This window comes from Chryseobacterium sp. AC405b, from assembly GCF_979258685.1.
In genome coordinates, this window is record NZ_OZ409877.1 from 2,999,981 (window position 1) to 3,026,836 (window position 26,856).

Sequence of the window (26,856 nt, forward strand, 5' to 3'; positions counted from 1 at the left end):
AGATCCTGCTTATCTTTGAGATTGCTTCTTCGCTTTGCTCATCGCAATGACAAAAAAAGCGCATCAATAAATCGATGCGCTTTGAGGTTAATTAAGGTTATTATCTTAGTCTGTGTGTTTCGGGGTGTAACCGTCTTCACTCAGTTCTTTTTCTTCATAATCGGCTCTCATTTCAGCGTCATAATCAACTGTTTCATGTTTACCCATTCTTCTCAACAGTGAGTCGAACAGTGAATAAACCGTGGGAACAATAATTAAGGTAAGGAATAACGATGAAGTTAAACCACCGATGATTACCCAAGCCAATCCGTTGTTCATCTCCGCTCCTGCCCCTTTTGCAATCGCAATCGGAATCATACCGAAGATCATCGCAATCGTTGTCATCAAAATCGGACGCAGACGGGCGTGGTTTGCCTGAATCAAAGCATCATGCGTACTTGCGCCGGCAGCTTTTCTCATATTGGCAAAATCGACAATCATAATCGCATTTTTCGCCACTAAACCAATCAGCATGATCATCCCCAACATTGTAAAGATATTAATCGTATTTCCTGTAATAGCAAGAATCAACATTACTCCGATCAATGCCAAAGGAATTGAGAACAATACTACAAAAGGATACACAAACGAATCATAAAGAGAAACCATTACCAGATAAACCAGTACAATAGCCGCCAGTAAAGCGATTCCTAACGTACCCATCCCTTCTGTCTGGTTTTCCATATCTCCACTCCAGAGGTAATTTACTCCGGCTGGTTTTGTTTTTTCGTTGTTCATAAACTGGTCTGCCCATTCGTTGGCAACATCAGCCATTGCACGTCCTACCACTTTAGATTTCACTTTTACTGAAGCTGTTTTATCTCTACGCTCAAGCAAACTTGGTCCTGATCCCATTTTCACATCAGCAAACTGACTTAGTCTTATTTGCTCGCCTGATGGGTTGGTGAACATTAAGTTTCTTACGTCATCAATCGACTGTCTGTTGGCATCTCCAAAACGGATGTTGATATCATATTCGTATTCTCCGGCTCTGAATTTTCCGTCCGTATTTCCTGAGAATGCAGTCTGCATGGTCTGACCTACACTTGAAAGATTTAAACCTAAAGAAGACATTTTATCTCTGTCGATATTCACCTGCACTTCAGGATTTCCTGAGTCGGAAGATAATTCTGCATCTACAGCTCCCGGAACTTTTTTAAGCAAAGCAAGAATTCTGTTGGCTTCTTTGTTTGCCGTTGCATTATCAGGAGCGGTAACTACCATTTCGATTGGTGCAGCATCTGCTCCCATTAATCCGATTGGTGCTGTTTTGAACTCAACTCCGGTGAATTTTTCTTCTAAAGCTCTTTTAATTTTCGCAGATTTAATATCTGTACTTTCGTTACGTTCAGATTTATCAACTAAAATAACCTGAATTTCTGATTGGTATAAAGTTGCCTGCGCTCCACCAAAACCTGATGACTGCTGACCAACCGTTGTAATCATATCGACTACATCTTTATCATTTCTCAGGTATTTCTCAACCTGTAAAGTCAATTGGTTTGTTTTTTCAACGGAAGCATCTTTAGGTAATTCCATCTGAACAAGGAACTGACCTCTGTCCATTTTCGGGAAGAATTCTCCACCGATAAATCCGCCCCCCATTAATCCCACTGATACTACAATCAGAAGTACAAACGTAAGAACGACCGTCATTACCCTTCTTAAACCAGTTTTTAAAACCCATTCCAGAATTCCCGTAATCCATTGAGTGAATTTATCTAATTGCTTTTCGAACCAAAGAATAAATTTCTCGAAAGGATTTTTACCCGTTAAATGCACCAATTTTCCAAATCTAGAAGACAGCCAAGGAATGATGGTAAATGATGCCAGTAATGAGAACAATGTTGCAATAACTACCGTGACACAGAACTGCGCCAAGATGTCTGAAACCAAACCTGAACTCATCGCAATCGGCAAGAATACCACCACGATTACCATTGTGATTGCTGTTACGGTAAAGCCAATTTCTGAAGCTCCATCGTAGGCTGCACGGATTCTGCTTTTTCCCATCTCCATGTGACGGTAAACGTTCTCCAATACCACAATTGCATCATCCACAAGAATACCTACAACCAGTGAAAGTCCCAGTAAACTCATCAGGTTTAAAGTATATCCCATCAAATACATTCCAATTACCGTTGCAATCAACGATACCGGAATGGAAACCATTACAATAAATGCGTTTCTGATGTTGTGAAGGAATAATAGCATAACTACAGCAACCAAAATAATCGCCAAGAATAAATCGAAAATTACGTGGTCTGCCGCTTCAAGCGTAAAGTCTGTATTGTCATCTACAATCGTAACTTTTAATCCCTGAACTGTATAATTGGTCTGAACCTGCTCGATTGTCTTCTTTACTGCTTCAGAAACTGATACTGCATTGGCATCAGACTGTTTTTTCACCTGAAGTAAAATGGTAGGATTTTGATTAAATCTCGCTACTTTTTCAATATCTTTCTGAGTATCGAAAACTGTTGCAATATCAGATAAACGAACCTGAGCTCCGTTTTTATTGGAAACTACAAGACTGTTCATTTCAGCAATATTTCTGTATTTCCCTGAAAGTCTGATGGTAGATCTTGAAGTTCTCGTCTTCAAAGCTCCTGTTGGGAAATCTAAGTTAGAAGAAAGAATTGCCTGCTGTACGTCTGCAATCGCAACACCATAACCCTGCATTTTCTTTTCATCTAAATTCACCTGAATTTCTCTCTCCTGTCCACCCACAAGGTCAACCTGAGCAACACCGTTTACACGGGAGAAAACCGGCTCTACTTTTTTATCTAAAAGATCGTAAAGTTCTTTATTATTTAACTTATTACTTGAAATACTCAACGTCATGATCGGTAAATCATCCAGCGAGAATTTCTGTAACGATGGCGGATCTGCATCCTCAGGAAGGTCTGCCAAAATAGCATTTACCTTTCTCTGTGCATCATTCAAAGCGTAGTTTACATCGGCACCGGTGTTCAGCTGAACCATGATTACCGATAAACTTTCATAAGAAGAGGACTCTACTTTTTTTACGTTTTCCAAAGAACCAACAGCGTCTTCAATCTTTCGGGTTACCGAAGTTTCCACCTCAGAAGGCGAAGCTCCCGGATAAACCGTAGAAATTGTTACCATATTGGTTTCAAATTTCGGAATCAACTCGTACCCCATCATGGAGTAACTTAATAAACCTCCCAACGTCAGGATCGTAAATAATACGATGACAAGGGACGGTCTTTTAATGGATATTTCTGCTAACTTCATTCTTCTGTTACTTTACGATGTTGATTTTTGAACCGTTATCAAGGTTGATCTGTCCGCTGGTAATTACCTGCTCACCACCGTTCAGTCCGCTGATGATCTGTACTTTGTCACCATATACTTTTCCTGTTTTCACAGTGATCATTTTTGCAGTACCATTCTGAACGATGAAGATTTGTCCTGAGCTCACTCCATTTGCGAAAGCTTCTGCAGGAACCGTCAGCATATTCTGAGTTTCAGCGCCGTTATTTGTTTTAAATAAAGCCGTTGCGTACATACCGGCTTTCAACTTTCCGTTATTTGAAACTTCGATTTCGACTGGGAAGTTTAAAGAAGAATCACTTTTTGGAGCGATAAAGGTAATTCTTCCGCTGAAAGATTCTTCTGGCAAAACATTTACATTGATAGAAACATTTTGACCCAATTGAATTCTTCCAATCTGGCTTTCGTCTACCAAAACTGAAAGTTTTAAGCTGTTGATATTAACGATTTCAAACAAGGCTGTTCCCGGTGCAACCACCATTCCCGGTTCTACCATTTTTTTGTTGATAATACCGCTGATTCCTGCTCTGATGCTTGTATCATTTACTTTTACACCTTGAGCTCTTACTGCAGCCTGCATATTTTTCAACTGTAATCTGGAATTGTCTAGCTGTTGTTTGGTAACACCTCCTGTTTTGAAAGCATTTTCGTAACGCTGGTTGTCTGCAATTGCATTCTGTAGATTGTTCCGAGCCTGAGTAACATCTACTTCAATCGCATCTCTTTTTATGGTTGCTAAAACCTGACCTGCTCCTACTCTAGAACCTTCTTTCACCAAAACGCTCACGATACGTCCTGAAATTTCAGAAGACTGATTGGATTCCTGTTTTGGGATAAAAGTTCCGTTTGCAGAATAATCTGTGTTAATATTTTCTCTTGAAACAGTCACTACATTCACATTGATCTTGTCAACCTGCTTCGCTACTTCTTTTACTTCGGTTTCCTGTTTCTTTTTGTTGTCCGTAATTTTCCAGGCTGCTAAACCAATAAGCACTGCAGCTACGATGATATATATTAAAGTTTTTTTCATTTGAAGTTATTTATTATTTTAAAAGTAAAATGCAATCGCCACATTTTCATAAGTTTTTGTACTGTAGTTCATAGCGATTTCATTTCTATTATGGGTTTTGTAAAGTATTAAGTTCTCCTTTAGCTTTAATTAATTTAATTTCAGCCTGTTTGTAATCTAATAATGCCGTTGTATAGTTTTGTTTTGCATCGGTTAAAGCATTTTCAGAATCTAAAACTTCCGTCAATGTTGCCAAACCATATTGATAATTAGCCTGTGTATCTCTCTGAACTTTTTCAGCCAATGTTACGTTATTTTTCATGCTTTCTATATTGATCAGAGAATTTTCAATATTGGTGATGGCATTTTTATAATCTAAGCTTAAAGTCAACTGAGTATTCTGAATATCCTGATCTAAATCTAAAATATCAATCTCAGCCTGCTGAATCTTTGATTTCGTAGCTCCACCCGTAAAAATCGGAATATTAATATTTAAACCAATCGCAGAATAATCGCTCCAAAGAACACCATTATTGATACCGTTTGTTAAAGGAAATTTAGAACCCTGACCGGCCCAACCGTAGTTTGCCTGCAAACCAACCGTAGGATATAAATAAGCTTCTGTTGCTTTTTTATTAAATTGCAGAAGTTCTCTGTTTTTCTGCAAAACTTTCACTTCAGTTCTTGTATCTAAGTCTACATTTCCTGCAATCAATTCAGGTTTTGGCTCAATTGTTTTTTCCTCCAGATCAATTGGTGTATCAATAGGAATTCCCATGTAGAACTTCAAAGAGTTTTTAGATAACTCAACAGCGTTCACCAATTGTTGTCTGTTTGCGCTGATATTGGTCAACTGTACATTGGTACGGTCAAGATCAATACCTTTTGCCAAACCGTTTTCAACTAAACTTTTGATTACGTTTCTTACTTTTTCAGTATTCGTATAGCTTACATTTAATGTTTTAAGATTTTCTTCCTGCACAAAAACCTGATAATAGGCAGTTGCCACATTTTCTATAATCTGCTCATTAGAAAGCTGAGCGTTCAAAACGTAAAATTCTCTTGTAGATTTCGCAGCTTTAAGACCTGTAAAAACTCTTTGGTCAAAAATAGCCTGATTCACTGTTACGACAGCGCTTGAGCTCCATGGCTGTCCCAATTGAGCACGAATTCTTTCTCCGCCGAATTCTAAAAGTGATTCCTGAATGATCGGGTTATACGTCAAACCCGCAGTAGCACTGATTTGTGGCAATGCACCCGCTCTCGCTTCGGCAATCTTGTATTCGGCTTTTTTGATCTGCAAAGCCGCTTTTTTGGCTTCAGCTTTATTTTGCAAAGCCTGTTTGATGGCTTCCTGTAAAGATACCTCTTGCTGGGCAAAGGCAGATGTAGAGCCGAAAATCATAAATGCTGCAGCTATCCCAATTTTTAGCTTTTTTGCAGTTACAAGTTTTCTATTCATAATATATTACTTCGTTTATTTTTTTTAATAGTTTTGATTATTTAGCTTTTATTGCTAAAGGACGATTCAGTTTTATAAATACTTTAACACTTTTTGATTAATTTTTAAAAAGAATATTCATAATGATTTCTTTTCTGTCAGCAATGAGTAAATCAAATTCCTCTTCACTGATCATCATATTTTCTAAGAACAAAGGACGAACAGCACTTGGAAAAACCAGCAATGAGATCATGTTGAGTACAAACTGCACAGGTGCCATTTTTTCTATATTCCCCAAATCCATTTCTATTTCTATCTCTCGATACATTTTTTTCAGATCTTCTTCTTCCACATCTTTTTTGTGGCAGCTTCCCTTATTGATTTGTGAAACAATATAAGTTTCCAGATAAGGATATTGAAGACTTGTTTGTAAACTTCCGTCTATGAAATTGGATATTTTCTCTTTAAAAGGCAGATCAGAATTCATAATCAATTCAGATTTTTCTTTTTCTACTCTGTGCGCTTCATCAAAAATAATCTGAATCAAGTTATCTCGAGAGCGAAAATAATAGTTGATGAGCGTTCTGTTGACGCCGGCTTCGTCTGCGATCTCCTGTGTTGTTGCATTAAATTTCCCCTGCACGAAAAACAAATTCTTCGCAGTCTCTTTGATTAATTCTTGTGTTTGATCTTTTTTTGTTTGATTTGACATTATTGTTAAACAATTTTGTGCAAATATAGATCAAACAATTGTTTTGACAAAATTGTTAAACAAAATAATTAAGAGAATTTTGATGATTTGTATCATATTATTTATCAGCTCACTTATGATATTTCAGAAATTTCTGTGATAAAACTACATCGAATACAATAATTAATTATATTTGACACAATAAAAACACATTTATGGAAAGCGAAAACCTCGACCCCTCTATATTCGGCACTTGCCGTTCTTTTCAAGACTGGCTTCACGACAAAACCAACTCTATGGTCTATTGTCTTTTGACCATAGACGGAAAAGAATTTCTGAGAAAAAACAGCTATGAAGTAGAGCTTCACCAGAAAACCAATGACCACGATACCTTTACCATTACTGTTCCGGATGATGCTTTAGACACGTTCAAAGGGTATGTGATGGAAAATTCCAGGAAATTACCCGGAAAAGAAATAGGAATTACCTATTGGCGTTTTGGCGAAGCCCGCTATTATTTTAGAGGCATCGTCGGGAAAATCCGCAACAAAAAAGACGAAGGTGGCGGTTACGGAGATTTGCACATTACAGGATTTGCACCAGGCATTTTGTTAGAAAGCGGTAAGGATTGTCAAAGTTTTGAAGACAAAACACTGGAGCAGATCATCAAACAAATTAACGAAGAATATCCGGAGGAAGCACAGGTAGAGATTACTGCCAATCACCTGAATGCTTACAACAAAAAATCCCTTCCCTACACCGTTCAATACAAAGAATCTGATTATCAGTTTATCCGGAGACTCGCCATTCGTCACGGAGAATATTTGTATTACAACGGTGAAAAACTGGTTTTTGGAGGTCAGGTACAGCCTGTTTTGAAGCTTAGGGAAAATATGGATCTGATCGATGTTGAATTTGAGATGCGGATGCAGGCACAGGAATTTACCTTCACTGGTTATGACTCGCAGAGCGGAGCCAAAATAGAGAAACACAGCAATGGTGTACAAAGCGAGTTCAAGGAAAGTCCTTTTCAGGCAATTGCGGTCATTGCTTCGAAAACCATTTTTAATAAAAAACCAAAAATGCACTTCAACCATACAGGAATCCAAAAAGGGTCAGAAGGGCAATTGGCAGAAGCTGTCCGTCTGGAAAAAGAAAAGCGGGAGAACCTGATGCAGGTAAAAGGCAGAAGTAAAACTCCCGAACTGAAAATAGGCGGGAGAACCCAGCTTTCGGATATCAACGGTAAAGCAATGGAAACCTACCGCATTATAGAAATCAAGCACGTTTATGAGCCGGGTGAATATTACAACGAGTTTGTCGGAATTCCCGATTTATTCAATGCCTCTCCTTACATCGATACCGAAGCCGTACCGAAAGGCGAAGAGCAGCCTGCAAGAGTGATGGATAACAACGACCCGATGGGAATGGGAAGAGTGCGGGTACAATTCCCGTGGCAGGAAGATAAAGGACAGAAAACCCCGTGGATAAGACTGATACAACCCCACTCAGGATCAGGCAAAGGTTTTCATTTTATTCCTGAGATTGGCGAGGAAGTTTTGGTAAGCCACGAATCTCAAAATGCAGAAAAGCCTTTTGTGATGGGAACTCATTATAATGGGAGTGAAACGAGTTCGTACCACACTTCTGGCAATGATAAGAAAGTAATTCACACAAGATCTGGAACCAAGATTATTCTGAATGATGCTGAAGGAAGTGTTTTCATTGAAGATCCGAGCGGGAATACGTATTTGATGGATGGACAGGGAAATATTAATGTGAATGCACCCAAGAATATGAGTTTTACGGCGGGTGAAAACGTAACAATTACGGCAGGCATGAATATTACATCCAATGCAGGGATGAACATTTCTGAAACTGCTGGTGTAAACCATTCTAGTTTTGCAGGAGCCATGATGATGCAGAATGCGGTTGCAGATTATTCTCTGATGGCGGCGAATATTATGGAAGTTGCGCAGGGAGAAAGGAAATCAAAAGCAAAAGAAGTTACAGATCAATCCCAAGAAAAGAAAGTTATTTCAGAAAATAAAAATGAAGTGCATACAAAAGGAACTTTTGACAATAACAGTGGAGAAAAATCTAAAATGCATTAATTATGGCAGGAGGAAAAATAACTCGCATTATTGGTGGAACCAATAGTATAGAGTGTGAAACCTGGAAGGTTTATACGGATCAATTTTCAGTCTTTGGAGAAAAAGGTAGTCATTTTACGGCAGATGAAGGAACTATTATCGGAGAGCCGAAGGAAGCTCCTCTTTCATATCGTTATTTTGAAAAAGGTTGGTGGACTGATAAAGATGATAAAGAAATAAAGGAAGCACAAATAGGAGATCGGGTAAAATTTCATTTAAAAATGAAGAACATAAAATCTCCTAAAGGAAAAAAAGTTAATCTTGAATTAAGAGAATGGGATGATTTTAATTTTCTAATGTATATTTTGGCACTTAGCAACAAAGAACTTATAGGGCATGATAATACTAAAGGATATGAAACGATAAACATCATAACCAACACACCGGATGGTAATCAAATATTAACCGACTGGGAGCTTAATGAAAACTCTGAAATAACAGTAAGTTTACTGCTGGATGATGATAGTTTATCAAAAATGATTGCCAATGATGATGCAAGAAATATAGAATTATACTTTCGTTGCAGATACATTGATGAAAATAATCAACCTGAAATTGCTGAATTTCCAGATGAATCATGGAATTATTTAAAAGTAAAACCAAAACCTGTAGTTGAGCCTATCATTTTTGTGCATGCTTCAAAAGAACATTTATTACCGGCAATTTACTCGGCGGTGGATGGAAGCCCTTGGTATATTTCAGCTTTTAAAAACGCAATGTATACCATAAAGATAGATGGTTTTATGAAACCATACGAACTGGCTGGAAAAAAAGAACTGACTTTTTTTGAGAAAAAAGCTTATAAAATAGCAATTAGGAAATTAGAAAAAGGAGAACTTATTTTTAATACAGGAAGAAAGGGTACAACTTCAAGGTTTCATGAATATGATATTGTGTATATTGATGGTAAATACAAAGACAAAATAAAGATGGGTGTCAACCGCGGAACAGGAATAGCAGGTGAAACTTCCAAAGGAATCAACCAAATCGAAGCACAATCTCAACGTGGAATTTCAGGTACCATAAAAACAGTAGGTGAAATCGCTGGTATTTTCGGTGTTCTTTCAGATTTAACTGCTCTATTACGAGGTGTTGCGGATCATCAAATTCCAATGCCGTCTATTGTACCGCCTTTTATAACAATGGAAGTTGATCGAATGATGAAAGAAAACGATGAGTTTATCATTGAAAATTGGAATATAGATCTTGAAAAAGCAATTAGAGAAGGTAGAGATTTTACTAAAGACTTTTTTGAAACAAATAATATAAATAAAGAAAAAAATCTAGGTTTCAAAATCATTGATATGTCAGAAGAAGGGATCAGAAAAGTTTTGAATAAAGAAATTAATGCTATTAATGATCCAACAAATTCTGATTCTCCAAAAATGTTAGAATCATTATGTAATATAGGAGAAGGTAACCGAGACTCAGGATTGTTAATTCAATCAATGGAAAGTTTAGATAAATATAACAGACTAACGGTTTTCCATTATATTCATGCCATATTTGTAAATGATTTAAAAATTTAACAATGAAGTTTTTGCAATACATATTTTTTATATTTCCACTACTTATATCATGTCAACAATATAATAAACAGCCCTATGACAAATCTGAAGAAACTTTAAGAGCGTTTCCTACTTCTACCACTCAAATTATTTTTGATAGTCTTTGGAAAAAGAGAGATTCGCTCACATATTTAAGACTTGAAAACGTTCGTAGTATATATCTTTCAGATACTGATTCTATTCCAATTTGGATTTCAAATTTTCAGCAATTAAAAAGTATCCAATCTTTTTCTGGAAGTAAAAAGATAACTGATATTCCGGAAGAGATTGGAAAAATTGTTAATTTAACTCATATTGAGCTCCCAAATAATAGTATCACTAAAATACCACAATCTTTATATAGCTTAAAAAAATTGGAAAGGCTAAACTTGAGTGATAATGATATTAAAAATATTGATGTACAAATAGGAAATTTAAAAACTCTAAAAATTGTTTTCCTCTCAAACAATCATTTTTTATTAAATCTTCCTAAAGAAATCTGTAACCTTTCAGGTTTAGTTAGTTTACCCATTAATGACACGAGTATATCAAATCTCCCTAAGTGTTTGAAAAACATGAAAAATCTTGAAAGGATAAATATATCAAACACTCGGATAAAAGAATTTCCTATCGAAATTTTAAATGCTCCAAAACTTGAAACCATTCATGCGAAAGGCCTAAAGCTTAAAAACTACAAAGAAGTAAAATCTATCTGCGAAAAAAGAAACATTGATTTTTATTATGATGAAGAATAATTTAAAGAGCTGGTATTTTCGGTGTTCTTTCAGATTTAACTGCTCTATTACGAGGTGTTGCGGATCATCAAATCCCAATGCCGTCTATTGTACCACCTTTTATAACAATGGAAGTTGATCGAATGATGAAAGAAAACGATGAGTTTATTAGTGAACAGTGGAATATACTTTTAAAAAAAGCTATTGCAGTAGGAAAAGATGAAGTAAAAAAAGCAATTGATAATCCAATTAACAAGGACTATAATTTAGGTTTTACCCTTACAGACATCTCTGAAAATTTACTTATAAAGTTATTAAAAAAAGAAATATCTGAATATGATAAGAAGTCTCTGAATTTTGAAACTTATTTGATAAATAAAAGCCAAGGAAAAAAAGATGCATCAATATTAATTCAAAGCATTGAAGAAAATGACAAATATAATCGTGTGACAATTAATCATTATATTCATGCATTGTATATAAAAGATTTGAAAATATGACAAACATTATAGCTATTTTATTATTAGTTCCATTATTATTTTCATGTCAAAAATATAATAAAGAGCCTTATGATAAATTTGAAGAAAATTATAGAAAGATATCTGCCTCAAATCCTAATAAGATTTACTTAGATAGTTTGTGGTCTAAAAGAGATTCTTTAACCTATTTAAACATGAAAAAAGTAGAGCTTGTTTTACTTAATGAAACGGATTCAATTCCCGATTGGCTATTTAGTTTTCGGAATCTTAGAATTGTATTTACAAATAATGAATTGAAAAAAATAAAAAAAATACCCAATAATATTGGTAATTCTCAAGGATTAGTACAATTTGACATTCCAAACAATGAAATAAATGATATACCAAAGTCATTTTATAAACTTAAAAATTTAGAAACAACAGATTTTTCACACAATCCAATAAAAGAGTTATCCCCGGATATTAAAAATTTGATTAAGCTTAGAAGTTTAACATTAAGAAATACTCTCATCCATAATTTGCCAAGAGAAATTTGTGAGTTAAGGTTGATGAAATTTCTTATTTTAGAAAATACTAAAATTTCAAAATTGCCAAAATGCTTAGGGAATTTACAAAATTTAGAATGGATAAATGTTTCAGGTACAAAACTTACAGAATTCCCCATTAAAATTTTAAATGCTCCAAAACTGGAAACCATTCATGCGAAAGGGCTAAAGCTTAAAAATTACAAAGAAGTAAAATCTATCTGCGAAAAAAGAAATATTGATTTTTATTATGATGAAGAATGAATGAAGGATATTATCGATTTTTTGCACGAGCAATTGATAGAATATGGCCAAGTACTGCGGTATGGGTCGCAAGTGTAGGAAGAAAAGATTTGGCAGTAAAAGATTATTTAATGATAGCAGACTCAACGTGGAGAAACTTAATTAGCCATGTGTCAGATTTTATAGTTAAAAACGGAGGTGCAACGACGATAATGACAACTGAAATGGATAGAATTACGTTCAAAAATTTCAATGATAAATACTATAAAACTACTGTTTGTCATGTAGGAAATATCCCTCAGTACAAAAAAATTAGTGAAGATGAAATATAGATTGCTCATAATTAATGTTTTGTCTTACATAGTTTTATTTCATTTAATATTTGAATCTTTGGTTACCTGTTATGATTTTGATGAAAAGAATAGAAATATACTCACGCCTATCGGCCGTGTTATTAGAAAATATCTTCTTTGTCAAAATAATATATTTTCAACATATTCCTTAGGTGACTTTTTATTTTTATTTTTTAATTTATTCATTAGTGCTATTTTATTTTATGTTGCAAATAGATGGTATGGTAAAGAAAATGTTATTAAAACCATTGTTAGATTAATAGTCTCTTTTATAATCATAAATATAATTATTATTGGATATACTTTTATAGATAACAGATTGGCATTAATTTTTGGATATGTCGTTTATTTCTTTTTCCAATGTCAATTATGTTAATATTATTGCTGCCTCTTTTTTGGTTAAATAAGAAAATTGCCGAGAAAATTTTCATTAAAAATAAAAATTCTAACATATGAAAATAACTAAACTTGTTATCCTTTTCAATTATCAAAAAATATTGCTTGGGATTTTTGTTTCTATAATTGTTTTTGTGGTTTCAACTCAAATAAACTCTACAACTTTTAGTCTTTTGCTGAAGACTTTAAGTGCATTAATATTAATAAATATAATGGCATCAATTTTAGCTTCGTACATTCTTTACGATAAGTCGGATTTGTATACGTTAAATAATTTAAGAGGGATTTTAGATTTTGAAAAAATCGAGAATGTAGTTTTAATTCATGCAAGTTTTGACCCATTGTCTAGACAATTAGAAGATGAATATCCAAATTTGAATTTAAGTGTTTGTGATATTTTTGAGAACAGACACGAACAAGACAGAGGAATTATAACATCTAAGAAAGTATTTCCACCAAATCCAAAAGAAATTAAGATAATTCCCAGCGAATTACCCTTTGAAGATAAATCTCAAGATGTAATCCTTGCAATTACAGCTCTTCATGAAATTTTAGACCATAAAGAAAGAGTTTTATTTTTTAAAGAAGCAAAAAGAATTGTGAAAAAGGGCGGTTTAATAATGGTTTCAGAACAATTTAGAGATATTACCAATTTTATTTTTTTCAATATTGGAGCATTTCATTTTTTAAGCCAAAAGAAATGGGAAAAAGCAATCTCAGAAGCAGGTTTAAAAATTGTTAAAAATGAAAAAATTACACCGTTTGCAAATATGTTAATTGTAAAAGAATAAACAGATAACAAAAAAGTTTGGGAGATTACCTTTTTAATTACTCAGGGAAAAGAAGATAAAACAGAGCAAGTGATTTTGGATGGAAAACAGGTCAAGTTTTGAAAAAGCTACAAGGGATTTATACAGGGACTTAGATATTCATGATCTATTTTACTCTGAAAATTTTAATTAAGAAATCATTTGAATGGGACGGAAAATACAACTCTGCTCCACTCGCCACAGGAAATTATTGGTATACGATAAAAGTTTCAGATGGAAGGGTTTATAATGGTTGGCTATTGATCAAAAACAGGAACTAAAAATAAAAGAGCAGAAATTTCTGCTCTTTTTTATTTTACACCAATCTTATCTTATTATCCAAAATATCAATAATTTTATCTTTGTACAAACCACCGAGTGCTTTTTTGAAATTCTTTTTACTCATCTGGAGTTCATCTTTGATTTCTTCAGGTGAAGATTTGTCTGATAAATGAAGTAAGCCAAAATTTTCTTCAAGCTTGTTAAGAATTTTTTGTCTGAACTCATCAATATTTTCAAAACCTTCCGGCTGAAGTGAAACATCTATTTTCCCGTCTTCCCGGATGGCTTTAATAAATCCTTCCTCTTCAGAAAGAGGATATAATTTTTTGTAAACATCTGAAACATAAATCAGCCCAATGTACTTTTTGTTGATCACCACATTCCACCCCAATTCACTTTCATTCATCATGATCAATTCTACTTTATCACCTTTTTTAAGCGGTAAATCTTCGTATTGTGGGTTTCTTTTAAATTTCGTAGTTCCTGTAATCAATCCCAAATCTTCATCTACATAAAGATTAACCAAATATCTTTTGCCTTCAAGGATTTTTGATTTCTGCTGTTTGTACGGAATAAAAAGATCTTTAATAATTCCCCAATCCATAAACGCTCCGCTTGGAAGACTTTGCACACAGCTCATCACAGCAAATTCACCTACTTCTGCCAAAGGAGTTTCTGTAGTCGCTTTCAGTTTGTGGTCATCCTGATAAACAAAAACTTCTATTTCGTCACCCAGTTCTTTTTCTTCATGAACGAAAACTTTAGACAAAAAAGCGGTTTCGCCGGTTTCTGATTCAAGCATCCAACCTGAACTATTTTTTTCTGAAATTTTTAAAGTCTGGGTTTTTCCGAGTTGCATGTAATGATAAATTTAATGGGCAAAGGTACGGAAATTAGTTGGAGAGTTTCAGGATTTGGAGGGTTGGAGTTTTATAATAAGTTACCAGAAGATGAGATTAGCTTTTCCTTTCTGTAATAATATCTGGATTCTGAAAGCTTTTTAGGAATTTTTAAAATAACCATTTCATCGATAATCTGATTTTTTTACAAAAAAAGAGAGACAAAAGCCTCTCTTCTATTTATATTAAGTTGATGATCTTACATATGCAATGCTCTCTTTCCTGTAGCATCCAAAGCAGCTTCTTTTATGGCTTCTGCATAAGTTGGGTGAGCATGTGAACTTCTTGCGATGTCTTCTGCACTTGCACGGAATTCCATAGCAATCACACCTTCAGCAATTAGATCTGCTGCTCTTGCACCAATCATGTGGAAACCTAGAACCTCATCAGTTTTTTCATCAGCGATAATTTTCACAAGACCGTCGATGTCACCACTTGCACGGCTTCTTCCTAATGCTCTCATTGGGAAAGTTCCGATTTTGTAAGCTACACCTTCTTCTTTTAACTGCTCTTCAGTTTTACCCACTCCTGCAACTTCAGGCCATGTATAAACTACTCCAGGAATTAAGTTATAAATGATGTGAGGTTTTTGTCCGGCTAAAGTTTCGGCAACGAAAACGCCTTCTTCTTCAGCTTTATGAGCCAACATTGCACCTTTGATTACATCACCGATTGCATAAATATTTGCAACATTAGTTTGTAAGTGGTCATTTGTTTTCACTCGTCCTCTTTCGTCAAGCTCTACACCTGCTTTTTCCAATCCAAGTCCGTCAGTAAAAGGTCTTCTTCCTACAGAAACCAAACAGTAATCACCTTCTACCGTAACTTCTTCTCCTTTTTTGTCTTTTGCAGTAATTTTTACAGTGTCTCCATTTCTTTCAACTGCTGAAACTGCTGTAGAAAGCATGAACTTCATCCCTTGCTTTTTAAGAACCTTAGTCAATTCTTTGCTTAAAGCTCCATCCATGGTAGGAATGATTTTATCCATAAATTCAACCACAGTAACCTGAGCTCCTAATCTTAGATAAACTGAGCCCAATTCCAGACCAATCACTCCACCACCGATTACCACTAAATGCTTAGGAATTTCTTTTAAATTCAAAGCTTCTGTAGAAGTGATCACTCTTTCTTTATCTAAAGTGATAAAAGGCAGAGATGAAGGTTTAGAACCTGTTGCAATGATTGTATATTTAGAATCGATCGTTTCCGTAGAACCGTCGTTTTTAGTTACTTTAACCTGAGTAGCAGATTCAAAACTTCCAAGACCTTCAAAAACAGTGATCTTGTTTTTGTCCATCAAAAAGTTGATTCCCTTTGTTGTCTGATCTACCACTTCATTTTTTCTCGCAATCATTCTTGCGATATCCGCTTTTGGCTCATTAATGATAATTCCGTGGTTTTCAAAATTGTGTTTTGCGTTTTCGAAATGCTCAGAACTGTCAAGAAGCGCTTTTGATGGAATACATCCCACGTTAAGACAAGTTCCGCCTAAAGTTGAATATTTTTCAATAATTGCTGTTTTGAAACCCAGTTGTGCAGCGCGAATTGCAGCTACATAACCTCCAGGACCAGAACCTATTACGGTAACATCGAATTGACTCATTTTATTATTATGATTTATTTATTATTCTGATTAATTAATTCTTACAAATTTACTGATTAATTGCTAAGCGACAAAGTGAGTTTTGTCAAGTTTAAATATGAATTTGAAGCTATAAAAATAATTTTACTAAGTGTTGTTTTGGTAAATTTTCAAGTGGAACTCTATAATCTTCAATATCTTTCCAATTAATTACATTCCTTTGTCCACTTTTTCTATTTTTAGTTAATGCTATGGTCCAAGGCAACTTATAAAATCTTTTTAACTTATAATCTTCATAAAATACAACAATTATTAATTCGTCTACATTTGCATCAACATTATTCTTTACTGCAGACCAACTTGCAGAATTTGTCGAAGCTTTTGAATGGCTTTTAACTTGTATTTTTTTCTCACCAATTTTAATATCCCAATCCTTTTCAATTCCATTTGTTGAACGTTGTCCGTTATATAAGTTTGCAATTAACCATTCTCCTATTTGACAGGTAAAATCCTTTTTATTAATCAAAACATCTAATTCTCTAAGATCCGTAAAAGATTTATATAAATTCTTCAATGCAATTTCTACATTCTTAAATTCATCCATATTTAAAATTGATTTTTTAACTGAAAACTTTTTTTTTTTATAAACTGAAGGAAAATAAATATTATAATTCTAAATTAAATTTGCCTTGCCCAAAGACTTCTTTGTTTCCGAAAAATTCTCCTCCGCAAATATACCATTCAAGATTTTCAAGATAATCTGCTGCGTTTTCAGATTTCATTCCTGCAACTTCTTTTTTTACAATAATTCCTTTAAACCACCTGTTTAAGTTTTGAGAATCTTCAGATTCAACAGAATATTTCAACCAGATTCTCTGACAAAGTCTGCATTGAATTATGCTTACTTCTGCATTTCTGCCATTGGTTTTGTCGGTTCCTATTTTTGAAGTTCTAAAGTCTGAGGAACTTTGGGAAGGTTGTTCGCAGCCACATCCTAACTTTGGGATTTTTTTCATGAATGAAAATTGATTTTAAAAGAATTTAAGGCTCAAATGTAAGGAAATATAAGCTATTTTTTAATGAAAGAAAAATGATTATCTCTTCATCAAATCCAACAAAATCTTTTCATATCTGTCTAAAATAATCTCTTTTGAAAATCTTGATTTAATAGAATTGATAATCCATTCTTCATCATAATTCTGTAATAAAAGTGTTTTGATTTTCTGAGCAAAATCTTCATGATTTTCAATATTTCCTATTTCTCCGTTGATGTCATTCTGAATGATTTCATTGATTCCTCCCGGACAATTATTGGCTAAAGAATACGTTCCGCACGCTCCGGCTTCAAGTAAAACGTTTGGAAATCCTTCGTATCTTGAAGAAAGTATAAACAAATCTGCATATTTTAAAAACTGATAAGGATTGTCTTGTCTTCCATGAAAAACTACATTTTTCAAGCCTAAAAAATCTTTCATCTGATGAAGAATTTCTTTGTCTCTGCCGTCTCCTAAAATATGAAGGATAATTTTCTCGTTTTTTAGTCTGGAAAAAACTTTCAGTAAATTATCAAATCCTTTTCTTGCAGATAAATTACCAATGGCAACCACGTTTTTGTAGTTGTATTTAAAGCAGTCAGGTTTTCGGGCAAAAAGTAATTTTTCATCAATAAATTCAAAATCAACAGGATTATTGATTTTAATAATTTTTGACCGGTCAATTTTAAAATTTGTAACCAGATCATTCATCATATCATCGCTTTGTGCAATAATCTGCTGGTAATTATTATAAAAATTATAGAAAAATTTAATTTCTTTTTTTGTAACGTGCTGTGAAACTACATTCGTTTCTCTTGCAATGAATTTAACCTTCGGAAAAAGCTTAATAAACATTGATAAATAGGCATTAACTTCTCCAAATCCGGAAAATACGATATCCGGTTTTCTTCTGTAAATTTCTTTTAAAATAGGCTTCAGAGAATGTCTTATTCTTTCAGTATTAATGTCTATAATTTCTACATCATCTTTCAATACATTGAGATAACCGCCTTGTTTGCGCAAAAGCAAAATCTTAGGCTCAAACCGATCACGGGAAAGATGATTTGCAATGGTGGTAATGATTCTTTCTGCACCTCCGGTTTCTAAATCCGGCAGAATAAACATGACAGAAATTTTCTTTTTCATGAGTAAAAAAATGCTAATCTATTCCTTCAGCACTAATAATTATTTTTTAATTGGCAACATCACTGATGAACTTAATTCTCAGCATTCTCACTTCTTCGTCTGAAAGTTCGTCTCCAAACTCATCAAGCAGAACTTTCATGCTGTCACTTTCAGATTCGGTCATAAATTCCATGAACTCATCAACCATATCTTCATCAAAATTTTCTTCAATATAATAATCGATATTCAGCTTGGTACCTTGGTAAACGATACGTTCCATTTCTTTTAACAAATCGTTCATTGAAAGGTTTTTGGCTCTTGCAATATCTTCAAGATCAATTTTTTTGTCGGTGCTTTGAATAATGAAAACCTTATGGCTGGATTTATTCGCCACATTTTTCAGCACCATATCCTGAGTACGTTCTATATGATTGTCATCAACATATTTTGAAATAAAATCTGCGAATTCTTTTCCGTATTTTTTAGCCTTTCCTTCTCCGACTCCATAGATTTTTGCAATTTCTTCAACGGTGATCGGATATTGGACGGTCATATCCTCCAAACTCGGATCCATAAAAACCGTATATGGGGGAATTCCGTATTTTTTGGCTACTTTTTTTCTTAATTCTTTAAGCTCACCAAACAAATTCTGATCTAGACATCCGCTTGCCTGCATCTGAACCTGATCACTGTCTGCTTTGGTTTGTGATAAATCAAATTCTCGGTCTTCGGCAATTAAAAAAGACTCTTTAAATTTACCGTTGATCATCTCATGACCTTTTGGAGAAATTTTTAAAACACCGTACGTCTCAATATCTTTCAGTAAAAAATTTTGTACCGTTGCCTGTCTTAGGATCGTTTTCCAGTAATTGTCTTTCTCATGTTTTCCAAAACCGAAAAATGAAGTCTGCTCAAGTTTGTAAGATTTTGTAACTGCATTTTCTTTTCCTGCAATGACGGAAATAAGATCTTTAGATTTGAATTTTTCTTTTGTTTCATTAATAAGCTCAAGCACTTTTTCCAGATCTTTTGTTGCATCTTTCAGCTTCGGCGGGTTCGATGCATTGTCGCACATATTGGCTCCTTCACCCGTGACAGGGTCAAAAATTTCACCAAAATAATATAAAATATATTGTCTGCGGCTCATAGAAGTTTCGGCATAACCCACGACTTCATTTAATAACTGTAATCCTATTTCTCTTTCTGATACAGGCTTCTGAGCTAAGAATTTTTCTAATTTTTCAATATCTTTCGGGTCATAAAATGCCAGACAGTGACCTTCTCCTCCATCACGACCTGCACGACCGGTCTCCTGGTAATAACTTTCCAGAGATTTGGGAAAATCGTAGTGAATGACAAAACGAACGTCCGGCTTATCAATTCCCATCCCAAATGCGATGGTAGCAACAATAACATCTGCTTCTTCCATCAGAAATTTATCCTGATTGGTTACTCTCACTTTCTGATCTAAACCAGCGTGATAAGGAAGTGCGTTAACGCCATTTACCTGTAAAAGCTGGGAGAACTCCTCCACTTTTCTTCTGCTGAGACAATAAACGATACCCGATTTTCCTTTGTGCTTGTTGATAAACTTTACAATTTCTTTATCTACATTCACTTTTGGACGGACTTCATAATACAAATTGGCTCTGTTAAAACTTTCTTTAAAAACCAAAGCATCCGTCATCCCAAGAGTTTTCTGAATATCATCCTGAACTTTCGGCGTTGCCGTTGCTGTAAGAGCAATAACAGGAACATCTGCAATCTTGTCGATAATTGATTTTAAGTTTCTGTATTCAGGTCTGAAATCATGACCCCATTCGGAAATACAATGCGCCTCGTCAATCGCAACAAATGAAATTTTTACCTCTCTGAAAAATTCAAGATAATCTTCCTTTATCAGAGATTCCGGAGCTACATAGAGAAGTTTTGTTTTTCCGCTTTTTATATCGTCAAATACCTGTTTGGTTTGAGTTTTGTTTAGAGATGAATTAAGAACATGGGCTACCCCGTTTTCAGATGAAAGACCGTTGACGGCATCTACCTGATTTTTCATTAAAGCAATCAATGGGGAAACCACAATAGCAGTTCCTTCTGAAATAAGGGCGGGAAGTTGGTAACACAAAGATTTTCCGCCTCCGGTAGGCATCAAGACAAATATGTCTTTCCCTTCTAACAGCTCTTGTATAATAAGCTCCTGCTGACCTTTAAAAGTAGAAAACCCGAAGTATTTCTTTAACTCGCCTGATAAATTGGCTTTTTTTGCGCTCATCTAATTTTGTATTGCTAAATTTGCATCCTACCCAAAGTTATAACAATTTTACTGAAAATAAAAGTAAACCGTTTTATAAAAAATAAAACCCGCATTAAAGATTCTTAAATAATGCAGTTTCACTTTGGAATATTTAAGATATAAATTATACCGGAAAAATGGAGTTATCAAATATTATTTCAATCGCTAAGAGTACGCTAGCCATAGAAATTGCTGAATTAGAAAAACTAAAAAACAGAATCGATGATGACTTTGTAAAGGCAGTAAAAATCATCAATTCTGCAAAAGGAAAATTAATTGTCGTAGGAATCGGAAAATCTGCTCATGTCGGGAATAAAATCGTTGCTACGTTAAATTCTACAGGAACCCCTTCTCAATTTTTACACGCTTCAGAAGCAATTCATGGTGATTTGGGAGTTATTCAGAAACAAGATGTTGTATTGTGTATTTCCAATTCAGGAAATTCTCCTGAAATCATTAATCTGGTTGCCTATCTTAAAGATTACTCTTCCGCTTTAATAGGAATGACCGGAAACAGGAAAAGCAAACTGGCAGAATATTCTGATGTGATTCTGGATACTCATGTAGACTTGGAGGCTTGTCCGAATAAATTGGCTCCAACAAGTTCTACCACTTTACAAATGGCATTGGGTGATGCTTTAGCGATTTGTTTAATGGAATTAAATGATTTTAGAGAAAATGATTTTGCAAAATTTCATCCCGGTGGAAGTTTAGGGAAAAATTTAACGGCGAGAGTTGAGCAGTTTGTTTCGTCCCAAAAACCACAGGTTGCTGAAGAATCTTCAATAAGAGATGTCATCATTTCTATCAGCGCATCAAGCCATGGAATTACGGTTGTCACCAACGAAGAAAAAATTCTTGGCGTGATTACGGACGGCGATTTGCGAAGAATGTTATTGAACGGTGACGACATTTCTAAAGTTCTGGCTAAAGATATCATGTCCGGAAATCCTAAAACTATCGAAAAAGATTCTTTGGCAAAAGAAGCCATGAAAATTTTGAAAGACAATAATATCGGGCAATTGATCGTCACTGAACACGGTCAGTATTTCGGTATTATTGATATTCATAAATTATTAGATGAGGGAATCAACTAAGAGATTCTGAAATTGAGAGAAGTGAAATGTTTTTGTAGCAATTTTTAATTTAGATTATTAATTTAATTAACTTTAAGTTTGATGCTAAACTTCGCTTTTCAGCTTCCAACTCCCCGCTTTTTTTCTTACATTTGAAACCATTAAAAAAAAATCTGTGAGTGAAGGTAAAGAAATGTCCTTTTTTGGGCATATTGGTGAACTGAGAGGTCATCTTATCCGTTCAATTATTGCTATCATTATTGCTGCTTTTGTAGTTGGATTCAATATCAACTGGATCATGGATCACGTTTTCTTCGGACCTACAAGAAATGATTTCCCCACTTTTAAAGCGGTTAATCACTTTTCGAGAATGATTTTGGGTGAAGACAGCATAACTTTGCCAGCAGAATTTCCTGTGCGTGTGCAGAGATTGTATCAGCAATTTAATGTGATGATGGCGGTTTCTATTTTTGGCGGTTTGGTGATTGGTTTTCCTTACATTGTTTGGGAGTTATGGCGTTTCATCGGTCCGGCTCTGCATCCTAACGAAAGAAAAAATTCTATATTCATCATCAATTCAGTATGGATTCTGTTTATAATGGGAGTTTTGTGCGGTTACTTTTTGATATTGCCGTTCGCCGTTAATTTTGGAGTTATTTTCAAAATTTCTGACATCATTATACCGCTATACGATTTAAGTGATTATACTACTTTATTTTTACAGGTAGTTTTGGGAATGGGAGTTGTATTTTTATTTCCGGTGCTTATTTATTTTCTTACAACAATCGGAATTCTGAATCCTGCTTTCATGAAAAAATACCGCAGACACGCCATTGTTTTGATTATGGTGATTGCAGCAATTATTACTCCAGCAGATGTTTTAAGTATGATGATGGCAGCTTTACCTTTGTTGTTCCTTTACGAAGTAAGTATTTTGATGTGCGGTTATACATTTAAAAAAGTACAGAAAAGAGAAGCTAAATTGCCGGTTGTACAGAAATAAATTAAGGTTAAGAGCAAAATAAAATAACCAAAAAAGAGGCGGGAAAATCTTCGATTTTCCCGCCTCTTTTTTCTTTAAATTGTAAAAAAAATACCCTAAAATCTATTTTAAATTACATTTTTCGCACACTTTTTCATACAATTCATATTAATTTTATATTTTTGGTAACATCAAATTTCACATAGTATATTATGAAAAGAATTTCATGTTCGATATTGTTGATATCCGGATTAGCTTTCGGACAATTTTTTGAAAAAAATAAATCGTTCACCAGACAAGATACCTTAAAAGGTTCTAATACCGAATTCCGAAATTTTTGGGATGTAAAAAAATATGAATTGTCTGTTGAACCCAATTTCGAACAAAAAAGCATTCAGGGAAATAATAAAATCAGTTTTGAAATTCTGAAAGACATTACAAACCCTGTTTTTCAGATTGACCTTCAAAATCCTATGAAAGCTGATAAAATTGAATGCAGTTTTCCCACAAAAAATAATTTTAAAAGAGACGGCGACTTTATATTTGTAACCGCTAATAAAACATTTAAAAAAGGAGAAAAATATACCATCGACATTTCATATTCCGGAAATCCGGTGATTGCAAAAAATGCACCTTGGGACGGCGGTTGGGTTTTCACGAAAGACGAAAAAGGAAATCCCTGGATGAGCGTTGCAGATGAAGGGATTGGCGCATCTGTTTGGCTTCCCACAAAAGATATCTGGAGTGATGAACCGGAAAGCGGAATTGTGATGAAGATTATTACTCCATCAGATTTAGTAGGTATCGGGAACGGAAAGTTAATTGATAAAAAGACTGAAAACGGAAAAAATATTTTCACATGGGAAGTAAAAAACCCTATTAATGCATATTCTATCATCCCAAATATCGGGAAATATATAAATTTTAAAGATTCTTATAATGGAGAAAAAGGAAAACTGGTGCTTGATTATTGGGTGCTTGATTATAATTTAAATAAAGCAAAAAAACAATTCCAGCAAGTAAAACCAATGCTTAAAGCCTTTGAATACTGGTTCGGACCGTATCCTTTTTACGAAGATTCTTATAAACTGGTTGATTCTCCTTATTTAGGAATGGAACATCAGAGTAATATTGCCTACGGAAATCAATACGTGAACGGATATTTGGGAAATGATCTCTCAGGAACCGGAGTTGGATTAAACTGGGATTACATTATCATTCACGAAAGTGGTCACGAATGGTTTGCCAACAATATCACAGCAAAAGACCAAGCGGATATGTGGATTCATGAGAGTTTTACGATGTATTCTGAAGTGCTTTTTACCGAAAATTACATAGATAAAAAATCTGCAGATATTTATGCTCAGGGAATTCAGAATAATATTGAAAATGATATTCCAATTATTGGAAAATATGGCGTGAGAAATGAAGGCAGTGGCGATATGTATCCGAAAGGTGCAAGCATGATTCACACAATGCGCCAAGTTATTAATGATGATGTGAAATTCAGACAGATTTTAAGAGGCTTAAATAAAGATTTTTACCATCAAACCGTTACTACCGAACAGATTGAGAAATACATTTCTGAGAAATCAGGAATTGATTTTTCAACAGTTTTTAATCAATATCTTAGAACCACAAACGTTCCGGTTTTAGAATATTCGCAGAATGGAACAGAGCTTAAATACCGTTTTGCAAACGTAGTTAAAAACCTAAATCTTCCTGTTAAATTTAATAACGAGACGATTTCTCCGACAGAATCTTGGCAGAAAATCACTTTAAAAAACGGAACTCCTGTTGAGTTTAATAAAAACTATTACATTCGATATAAAAAGGTTCAATAATCATAATTAAGACAAAACTATCCAGAAGTTTTGTCTTTTTAATTTCAAAATTAATTGCATATCAATTTTCAATTAATTTTTAATGAACCTGTAACAAAACCAATTTTCCATCAACTACTTATCTATAAAATAAACCTAATGAAAAAAACAGCACTTAGCTTAGGAATTCTTGCCGCAGCTTTTGTAAATGCACAGTCGATTAAAACTAATATCGACCTGGTGAATGTAAAAGACGATAAAGTAGCCGTAACCCTGGAATTCCCGAAAATGAAATCGGGAGATGTGAAATTTCACTTTCCGAAAACCGTTCCGGGAACATATTCTGTGGATGATTACGGAAGATTCATTGAAGGAATCAAGTTTTTAGACAACAAAGGAAAAGAATTGGCCTTCACAAAAGTCGGTGACAATACTTATTCTCTAAAAAATGCGCAGGCTTTAACTAAAGTCTCGTATTTGGTGAATGACAGTTTCGATGAAGAAAATGAAACAGGGAAACATAAAGCAGTATTTTCACCTTCAGGAACAGATATTGAGCAAGGCAAACTGTACTTAATCAATACTCACGGGTTCGTAGGATACATCGATAATATGCAGGATGTTCCTTATCAGTTGATTATTCAAAAACCAAACGATTTCTACGGAACAACAGCTTTGGTAGATCAGGATAAATCTGAAGCAACAGATACGTTCACTTTAGCCAACTATGCTAAACTGACAGATTCTCCGCTTATGTATTCAAAACCTGATTATATCACTTTCAACGCTGGCGGAATGGACTTGGTTTTAGGTGTTTATTCTCCGACAGGAAAATACAAAGCTGCAGATTTTAAAGAAAATTTAGAAAAAATGGTCGTTGCTCAGAAGAAATTCCTGGGCGATATGAATACCAATAAAAAATACGCCATCATGCTTTATCTTGGTGGAACTGAAGGTCCTCAGATCAAAGGTTTCGGTGCTTTGGAACACCATGAATCTACGAGCGTTGTGCTTCATGAGATGATGCCTAAAGAAGCGATTGATGAAGCGATTGTAGATGTAGTTTCTCATGAATTTTTCCATACAGTAAATCCTTTAAAGACGCATTCTGAAGAAATACATTATTTCGATTATGCTAATCCTAAAATGTCTCAGCATCTTTGGATGTATGAAGGCGGAACGGAATATTTTGCCAATTTATTCCAGATTCAGGAAGGTCTGATCACTAAAGATCAGTTTCTGCAGCGAATGAGTGACAAAATCAAAAACTCAAAAAGCTACAATGACACGATGCCATTCACAGTAATGAGTAAAAATATTCTCCTGGATGAGTACAAAGATCAGTACAGAAACGTTTATGAAAAAGGAACTCTTTTGACGATGTGTCTTGATATTGAACTGAGAAAATTGTCAAACGGTGAAATGGGTTACCGTGATATGATCAGAAAGCTCTCTCAAAGATTTGGAGAAAACAAACCTTTCAAAGATGACAAATTAATCGATGAACTTGTAACGATTACAGGATTTCCTCAGGTGAAAGATTTTTACAACAAATACATTGCAGGAAGCCAGCCAACACCTTATGCAGAATATCTGAACATGGCGGGTGTAGAGATCAACAAGCAGGAAACGCCGCCAATTTTCTGGATGATAAAAGATCCTAACCAGACAGGATATAATGATAAAAACAATACTTTTGTGTTTGACGAAAGCTCAGCTTTGTCACCATTCGCTAAAAGTATCGGATTTAAAATTACTGATGAGGTAGTTGCTTTGGATGGTAAAACTATTAACATTCAAAACGTGCAAGAATTCATCAATTATTCTAAAACCATCAAAGACGGACAAAACGTTACAGTAACGGTTCTGAGAAAAAATGGTGATAAAACTGATAAGATAGATCTTAAAGGAAAAGCGATTTTAGATAAAATGACGATTGAAACGCTTCAATTTAAGGCCAATCCTACACCAGCTGAACTGAAACTTCAAAGCCAATGGCTAACAGGTAAAAAGTAAAATTAAAAATGCGGGGAAAATTTTTCCTC

General features: G+C 34.5%; 22 protein-coding genes. 12 read left to right on the forward strand and 10 right to left on the reverse strand.

Annotation, left to right across the window (positions count from 1 at the left end):
* Positions 1-105: 105 nt before the first annotated feature.
* The 4 genes from ACZZZA_RS14415 to ACZZZA_RS14430 all read right to left on the reverse strand — a co-directional run bounded on the left by ACZZZA_RS14415 (position 106) and on the right by ACZZZA_RS14430 (position 6,498).
* Positions 106-3,297, reverse strand: coding sequence for an efflux RND transporter permease subunit (locus ACZZZA_RS14415; RefSeq protein ID WP_463432898.1), 3,192 nt, complete (start codon positions 3,295-3,297; stop codon positions 106-108).
* Positions 3,298-3,304: 7 nt separating this feature from the next.
* Positions 3,305-4,366 (reverse strand): efflux RND transporter periplasmic adaptor subunit, encoded by a 1,062-nt coding sequence (locus ACZZZA_RS14420; RefSeq protein ID WP_463432900.1) that lies wholly within the window; start codon positions 4,364-4,366, stop codon positions 3,305-3,307.
* 88 nt (positions 4,367-4,454) lie between these two features.
* The gene (locus ACZZZA_RS14425; protein WP_463432902.1) at positions 4,455-5,807 is read right to left on the reverse strand and encodes a TolC family protein; all 1,353 of its coding nucleotides are present in this window, start codon (positions 5,805-5,807) and stop codon (positions 4,455-4,457) included.
* Positions 5,808-5,904: 97 nt separating this feature from the next.
* Positions 5,905-6,498: a TetR/AcrR family transcriptional regulator gene (locus ACZZZA_RS14430; protein ID WP_463432904.1), complete on the reverse strand. Its 594-nt coding sequence runs from the start codon at positions 6,496-6,498 to the stop codon at positions 5,905-5,907.
* Between the two features lie 194 nt (positions 6,499-6,692).
* On the opposite strand from ACZZZA_RS14430, the gene ACZZZA_RS14435 reads away from it, so the two are divergent.
* From ACZZZA_RS14435 to ACZZZA_RS14470, 8 genes are all read left to right on the forward strand, one after another.
* Complete coding sequence (locus ACZZZA_RS14435) at positions 6,693-8,591, forward strand: type VI secretion system Vgr family protein (RefSeq protein WP_463432906.1); 1,899 nt, start codon at positions 6,693-6,695, stop codon at positions 8,589-8,591.
* A 2-nt stretch (positions 8,592-8,593) separates the two neighbouring features.
* Positions 8,594-10,159 (forward strand): hypothetical protein, encoded by a 1,566-nt coding sequence (locus ACZZZA_RS14440; protein ID WP_463432908.1) that lies wholly within the window; start codon positions 8,594-8,596, stop codon positions 10,157-10,159.
* A 2-nt stretch (positions 10,160-10,161) separates the two neighbouring features.
* Positions 10,162-10,932 carry a leucine-rich repeat domain-containing protein gene (locus ACZZZA_RS14445; protein WP_463432910.1) on the forward strand — a complete coding sequence of 257 codons (771 nt, stop codon included), beginning with the start codon at positions 10,162-10,164 and terminating at the stop codon, positions 10,930-10,932.
* Positions 10,933-11,009: 77 nt separating this feature from the next.
* Complete coding sequence (locus tag ACZZZA_RS14450) at positions 11,010-11,411, forward strand: hypothetical protein (protein ID WP_463432912.1); 402 nt, start codon at positions 11,010-11,012, stop codon at positions 11,409-11,411.
* Positions 11,408-12,178 carry a leucine-rich repeat domain-containing protein gene (locus ACZZZA_RS14455; protein ID WP_463432913.1) on the forward strand — a complete coding sequence of 257 codons (771 nt, stop codon included), beginning with the start codon at positions 11,408-11,410 and terminating at the stop codon, positions 12,176-12,178. Before ACZZZA_RS14450 ends, ACZZZA_RS14455 begins: the two co-directional genes overlap by 4 nt.
* Positions 12,175-12,489, forward strand: coding sequence for a hypothetical protein (locus ACZZZA_RS14460; RefSeq protein ID WP_463432914.1), 315 nt, complete (start codon positions 12,175-12,177; stop codon positions 12,487-12,489). The genes ACZZZA_RS14455 and ACZZZA_RS14460 overlap by 4 nt, the downstream gene beginning before the upstream one ends.
* A gap of 473 nt (positions 12,490-12,962) precedes the next feature.
* The gene (locus ACZZZA_RS14465) at positions 12,963-13,697 is read left to right on the forward strand and encodes a class I SAM-dependent methyltransferase (protein ID WP_463432916.1); all 735 of its coding nucleotides are present in this window, start codon (positions 12,963-12,965) and stop codon (positions 13,695-13,697) included.
* A gap of 140 nt (positions 13,698-13,837) precedes the next feature.
* The gene (locus ACZZZA_RS14470) at positions 13,838-13,996 is read left to right on the forward strand and encodes a T9SS type B sorting domain-containing protein (RefSeq protein WP_463432918.1); all 159 of its coding nucleotides are present in this window, start codon (positions 13,838-13,840) and stop codon (positions 13,994-13,996) included.
* Positions 13,997-14,031: 35 nt separating this feature from the next.
* On the opposite strand, the gene ACZZZA_RS14475 is transcribed toward ACZZZA_RS14470, so the two are convergent.
* From ACZZZA_RS14475 to recQ, 6 genes are all read right to left on the reverse strand, one after another.
* Positions 14,032-14,856 carry a CvfB family protein gene (locus ACZZZA_RS14475; protein ID WP_463432920.1) on the reverse strand — a complete coding sequence of 275 codons (825 nt, stop codon included), beginning with the start codon at positions 14,854-14,856 and terminating at the stop codon, positions 14,032-14,034.
* 239 nt (positions 14,857-15,095) lie between these two features.
* Entirely contained in the window at positions 15,096-16,499 is a 1,404-nt protein-coding gene (gene lpdA / locus ACZZZA_RS14480; protein WP_463432922.1) for a dihydrolipoyl dehydrogenase, read from the reverse strand.
* 109 nt (positions 16,500-16,608) lie between these two features.
* Positions 16,609-17,082, reverse strand: coding sequence for a hypothetical protein (locus ACZZZA_RS14485; RefSeq protein WP_463432924.1), 474 nt, complete (start codon positions 17,080-17,082; stop codon positions 16,609-16,611).
* 61 nt (positions 17,083-17,143) lie between these two features.
* Positions 17,144-17,494, reverse strand: a complete 351-nt coding sequence (locus ACZZZA_RS14490; protein WP_463432926.1) for a hypothetical protein — start codon at positions 17,492-17,494, stop codon at positions 17,144-17,146.
* Positions 17,495-17,572: 78 nt separating this feature from the next.
* Positions 17,573-18,658 carry a glycosyltransferase gene (locus tag ACZZZA_RS14495; RefSeq protein WP_463432928.1) on the reverse strand — a complete coding sequence of 362 codons (1,086 nt, stop codon included), beginning with the start codon at positions 18,656-18,658 and terminating at the stop codon, positions 17,573-17,575.
* Positions 18,659-18,704: 46 nt separating this feature from the next.
* A complete protein-coding gene (gene recQ, locus ACZZZA_RS14500; RefSeq protein WP_463432930.1) occupies positions 18,705-20,909 on the reverse strand; it encodes a DNA helicase RecQ in 2,205 nt (734 codons plus the stop codon).
* A gap of 158 nt (positions 20,910-21,067) precedes the next feature.
* Between recQ and ACZZZA_RS14505 the strand changes: the two genes are divergently transcribed.
* The 4 genes from ACZZZA_RS14505 (at position 21,068) to ACZZZA_RS14520 (ending at position 26,827) form a co-directional block, all read left to right on the forward strand.
* Positions 21,068-22,027, forward strand: coding sequence for a KpsF/GutQ family sugar-phosphate isomerase (locus ACZZZA_RS14505; protein ID WP_463432932.1), 960 nt, complete (start codon positions 21,068-21,070; stop codon positions 22,025-22,027).
* Between the two features lie 154 nt (positions 22,028-22,181).
* Positions 22,182-23,009 carry a twin-arginine translocase subunit TatC gene (gene tatC, locus ACZZZA_RS14510; protein WP_463432934.1) on the forward strand — a complete coding sequence of 276 codons (828 nt, stop codon included), beginning with the start codon at positions 22,182-22,184 and terminating at the stop codon, positions 23,007-23,009.
* 191 nt (positions 23,010-23,200) lie between these two features.
* Positions 23,201-24,832: a M1 family metallopeptidase gene (locus ACZZZA_RS14515; protein WP_463432936.1), complete on the forward strand. Its 1,632-nt coding sequence runs from the start codon at positions 23,201-23,203 to the stop codon at positions 24,830-24,832.
* A 138-nt stretch (positions 24,833-24,970) separates the two neighbouring features.
* Positions 24,971-26,827 (forward strand): M61 family metallopeptidase, encoded by a 1,857-nt coding sequence (locus ACZZZA_RS14520; RefSeq protein WP_463432938.1) that lies wholly within the window; start codon positions 24,971-24,973, stop codon positions 26,825-26,827.
* The last annotated feature ends 29 nt before the right edge of the window (positions 26,828-26,856 follow it).

What these genes read in the sequence shown, in the direction of transcription:
- ACZZZA_RS14415 (WP_463432898.1), bottom strand. Translation starts at nt 3,297, where the DNA reads ATGAAGTTAGCAGAAATATCCATTAAAAGACCGTCCCTTGTCATCGTA.
- ACZZZA_RS14420 (WP_463432900.1), bottom strand. Translation starts at nt 4,366, where the DNA reads ATGAAAAAAACTTTAATATATATCATCGTAGCTGCAGTGCTTATTGGT.
- ACZZZA_RS14425 (WP_463432902.1), bottom strand. Translation starts at nt 5,807, where the DNA reads ATGAATAGAAAACTTGTAACTGCAAAAAAGCTAAAAATTGGGATAGCT.
- ACZZZA_RS14430 (WP_463432904.1), bottom strand. Translation starts at nt 6,498, where the DNA reads ATGTCAAATCAAACAAAAAAAGATCAAACACAAGAATTAATCAAAGAG.
- ACZZZA_RS14435 (WP_463432906.1), top strand. Translation starts at nt 6,693, where the DNA reads ATGGAAAGCGAAAACCTCGACCCCTCTATATTCGGCACTTGCCGTTCT.
- ACZZZA_RS14440 (WP_463432908.1), top strand. Translation starts at nt 8,594, where the DNA reads ATGGCAGGAGGAAAAATAACTCGCATTATTGGTGGAACCAATAGTATA.
- ACZZZA_RS14445 (WP_463432910.1), top strand. Translation starts at nt 10,162, where the DNA reads ATGAAGTTTTTGCAATACATATTTTTTATATTTCCACTACTTATATCA.
- ACZZZA_RS14450 (WP_463432912.1), top strand. Translation starts at nt 11,010, where the DNA reads ATGCCGTCTATTGTACCACCTTTTATAACAATGGAAGTTGATCGAATG.
- ACZZZA_RS14455 (WP_463432913.1), top strand. Translation starts at nt 11,408, where the DNA reads ATGACAAACATTATAGCTATTTTATTATTAGTTCCATTATTATTTTCA.
- ACZZZA_RS14460 (WP_463432914.1), top strand. Translation starts at nt 12,175, where the DNA reads ATGAATGAAGGATATTATCGATTTTTTGCACGAGCAATTGATAGAATA.
- ACZZZA_RS14465 (WP_463432916.1), top strand. Translation starts at nt 12,963, where the DNA reads ATGAAAATAACTAAACTTGTTATCCTTTTCAATTATCAAAAAATATTG.
- ACZZZA_RS14470 (WP_463432918.1), top strand. Translation starts at nt 13,838, where the DNA reads ATGATCTATTTTACTCTGAAAATTTTAATTAAGAAATCATTTGAATGG.
- ACZZZA_RS14475 (WP_463432920.1), bottom strand. Translation starts at nt 14,856, where the DNA reads ATGCAACTCGGAAAAACCCAGACTTTAAAAATTTCAGAAAAAAATAGT.
- lpdA (WP_463432922.1), bottom strand. Translation starts at nt 16,499, where the DNA reads ATGAGTCAATTCGATGTTACCGTAATAGGTTCTGGTCCTGGAGGTTAT.
- ACZZZA_RS14485 (WP_463432924.1), bottom strand. Translation starts at nt 17,082, where the DNA reads ATGGATGAATTTAAGAATGTAGAAATTGCATTGAAGAATTTATATAAA.
- ACZZZA_RS14490 (WP_463432926.1), bottom strand. Translation starts at nt 17,494, where the DNA reads ATGAAAAAAATCCCAAAGTTAGGATGTGGCTGCGAACAACCTTCCCAA.
- ACZZZA_RS14495 (WP_463432928.1), bottom strand. Translation starts at nt 18,658, where the DNA reads ATGAAAAAGAAAATTTCTGTCATGTTTATTCTGCCGGATTTAGAAACC.
- recQ (WP_463432930.1), bottom strand. Translation starts at nt 20,909, where the DNA reads ATGAGCGCAAAAAAAGCCAATTTATCAGGCGAGTTAAAGAAATACTTC.
- ACZZZA_RS14505 (WP_463432932.1), top strand. Translation starts at nt 21,068, where the DNA reads ATGGAGTTATCAAATATTATTTCAATCGCTAAGAGTACGCTAGCCATA.
- ACZZZA_RS14515 (WP_463432936.1), top strand. Translation starts at nt 23,201, where the DNA reads ATGAAAAGAATTTCATGTTCGATATTGTTGATATCCGGATTAGCTTTC.
- ACZZZA_RS14520 (WP_463432938.1), top strand. Translation starts at nt 24,971, where the DNA reads ATGAAAAAAACAGCACTTAGCTTAGGAATTCTTGCCGCAGCTTTTGTA.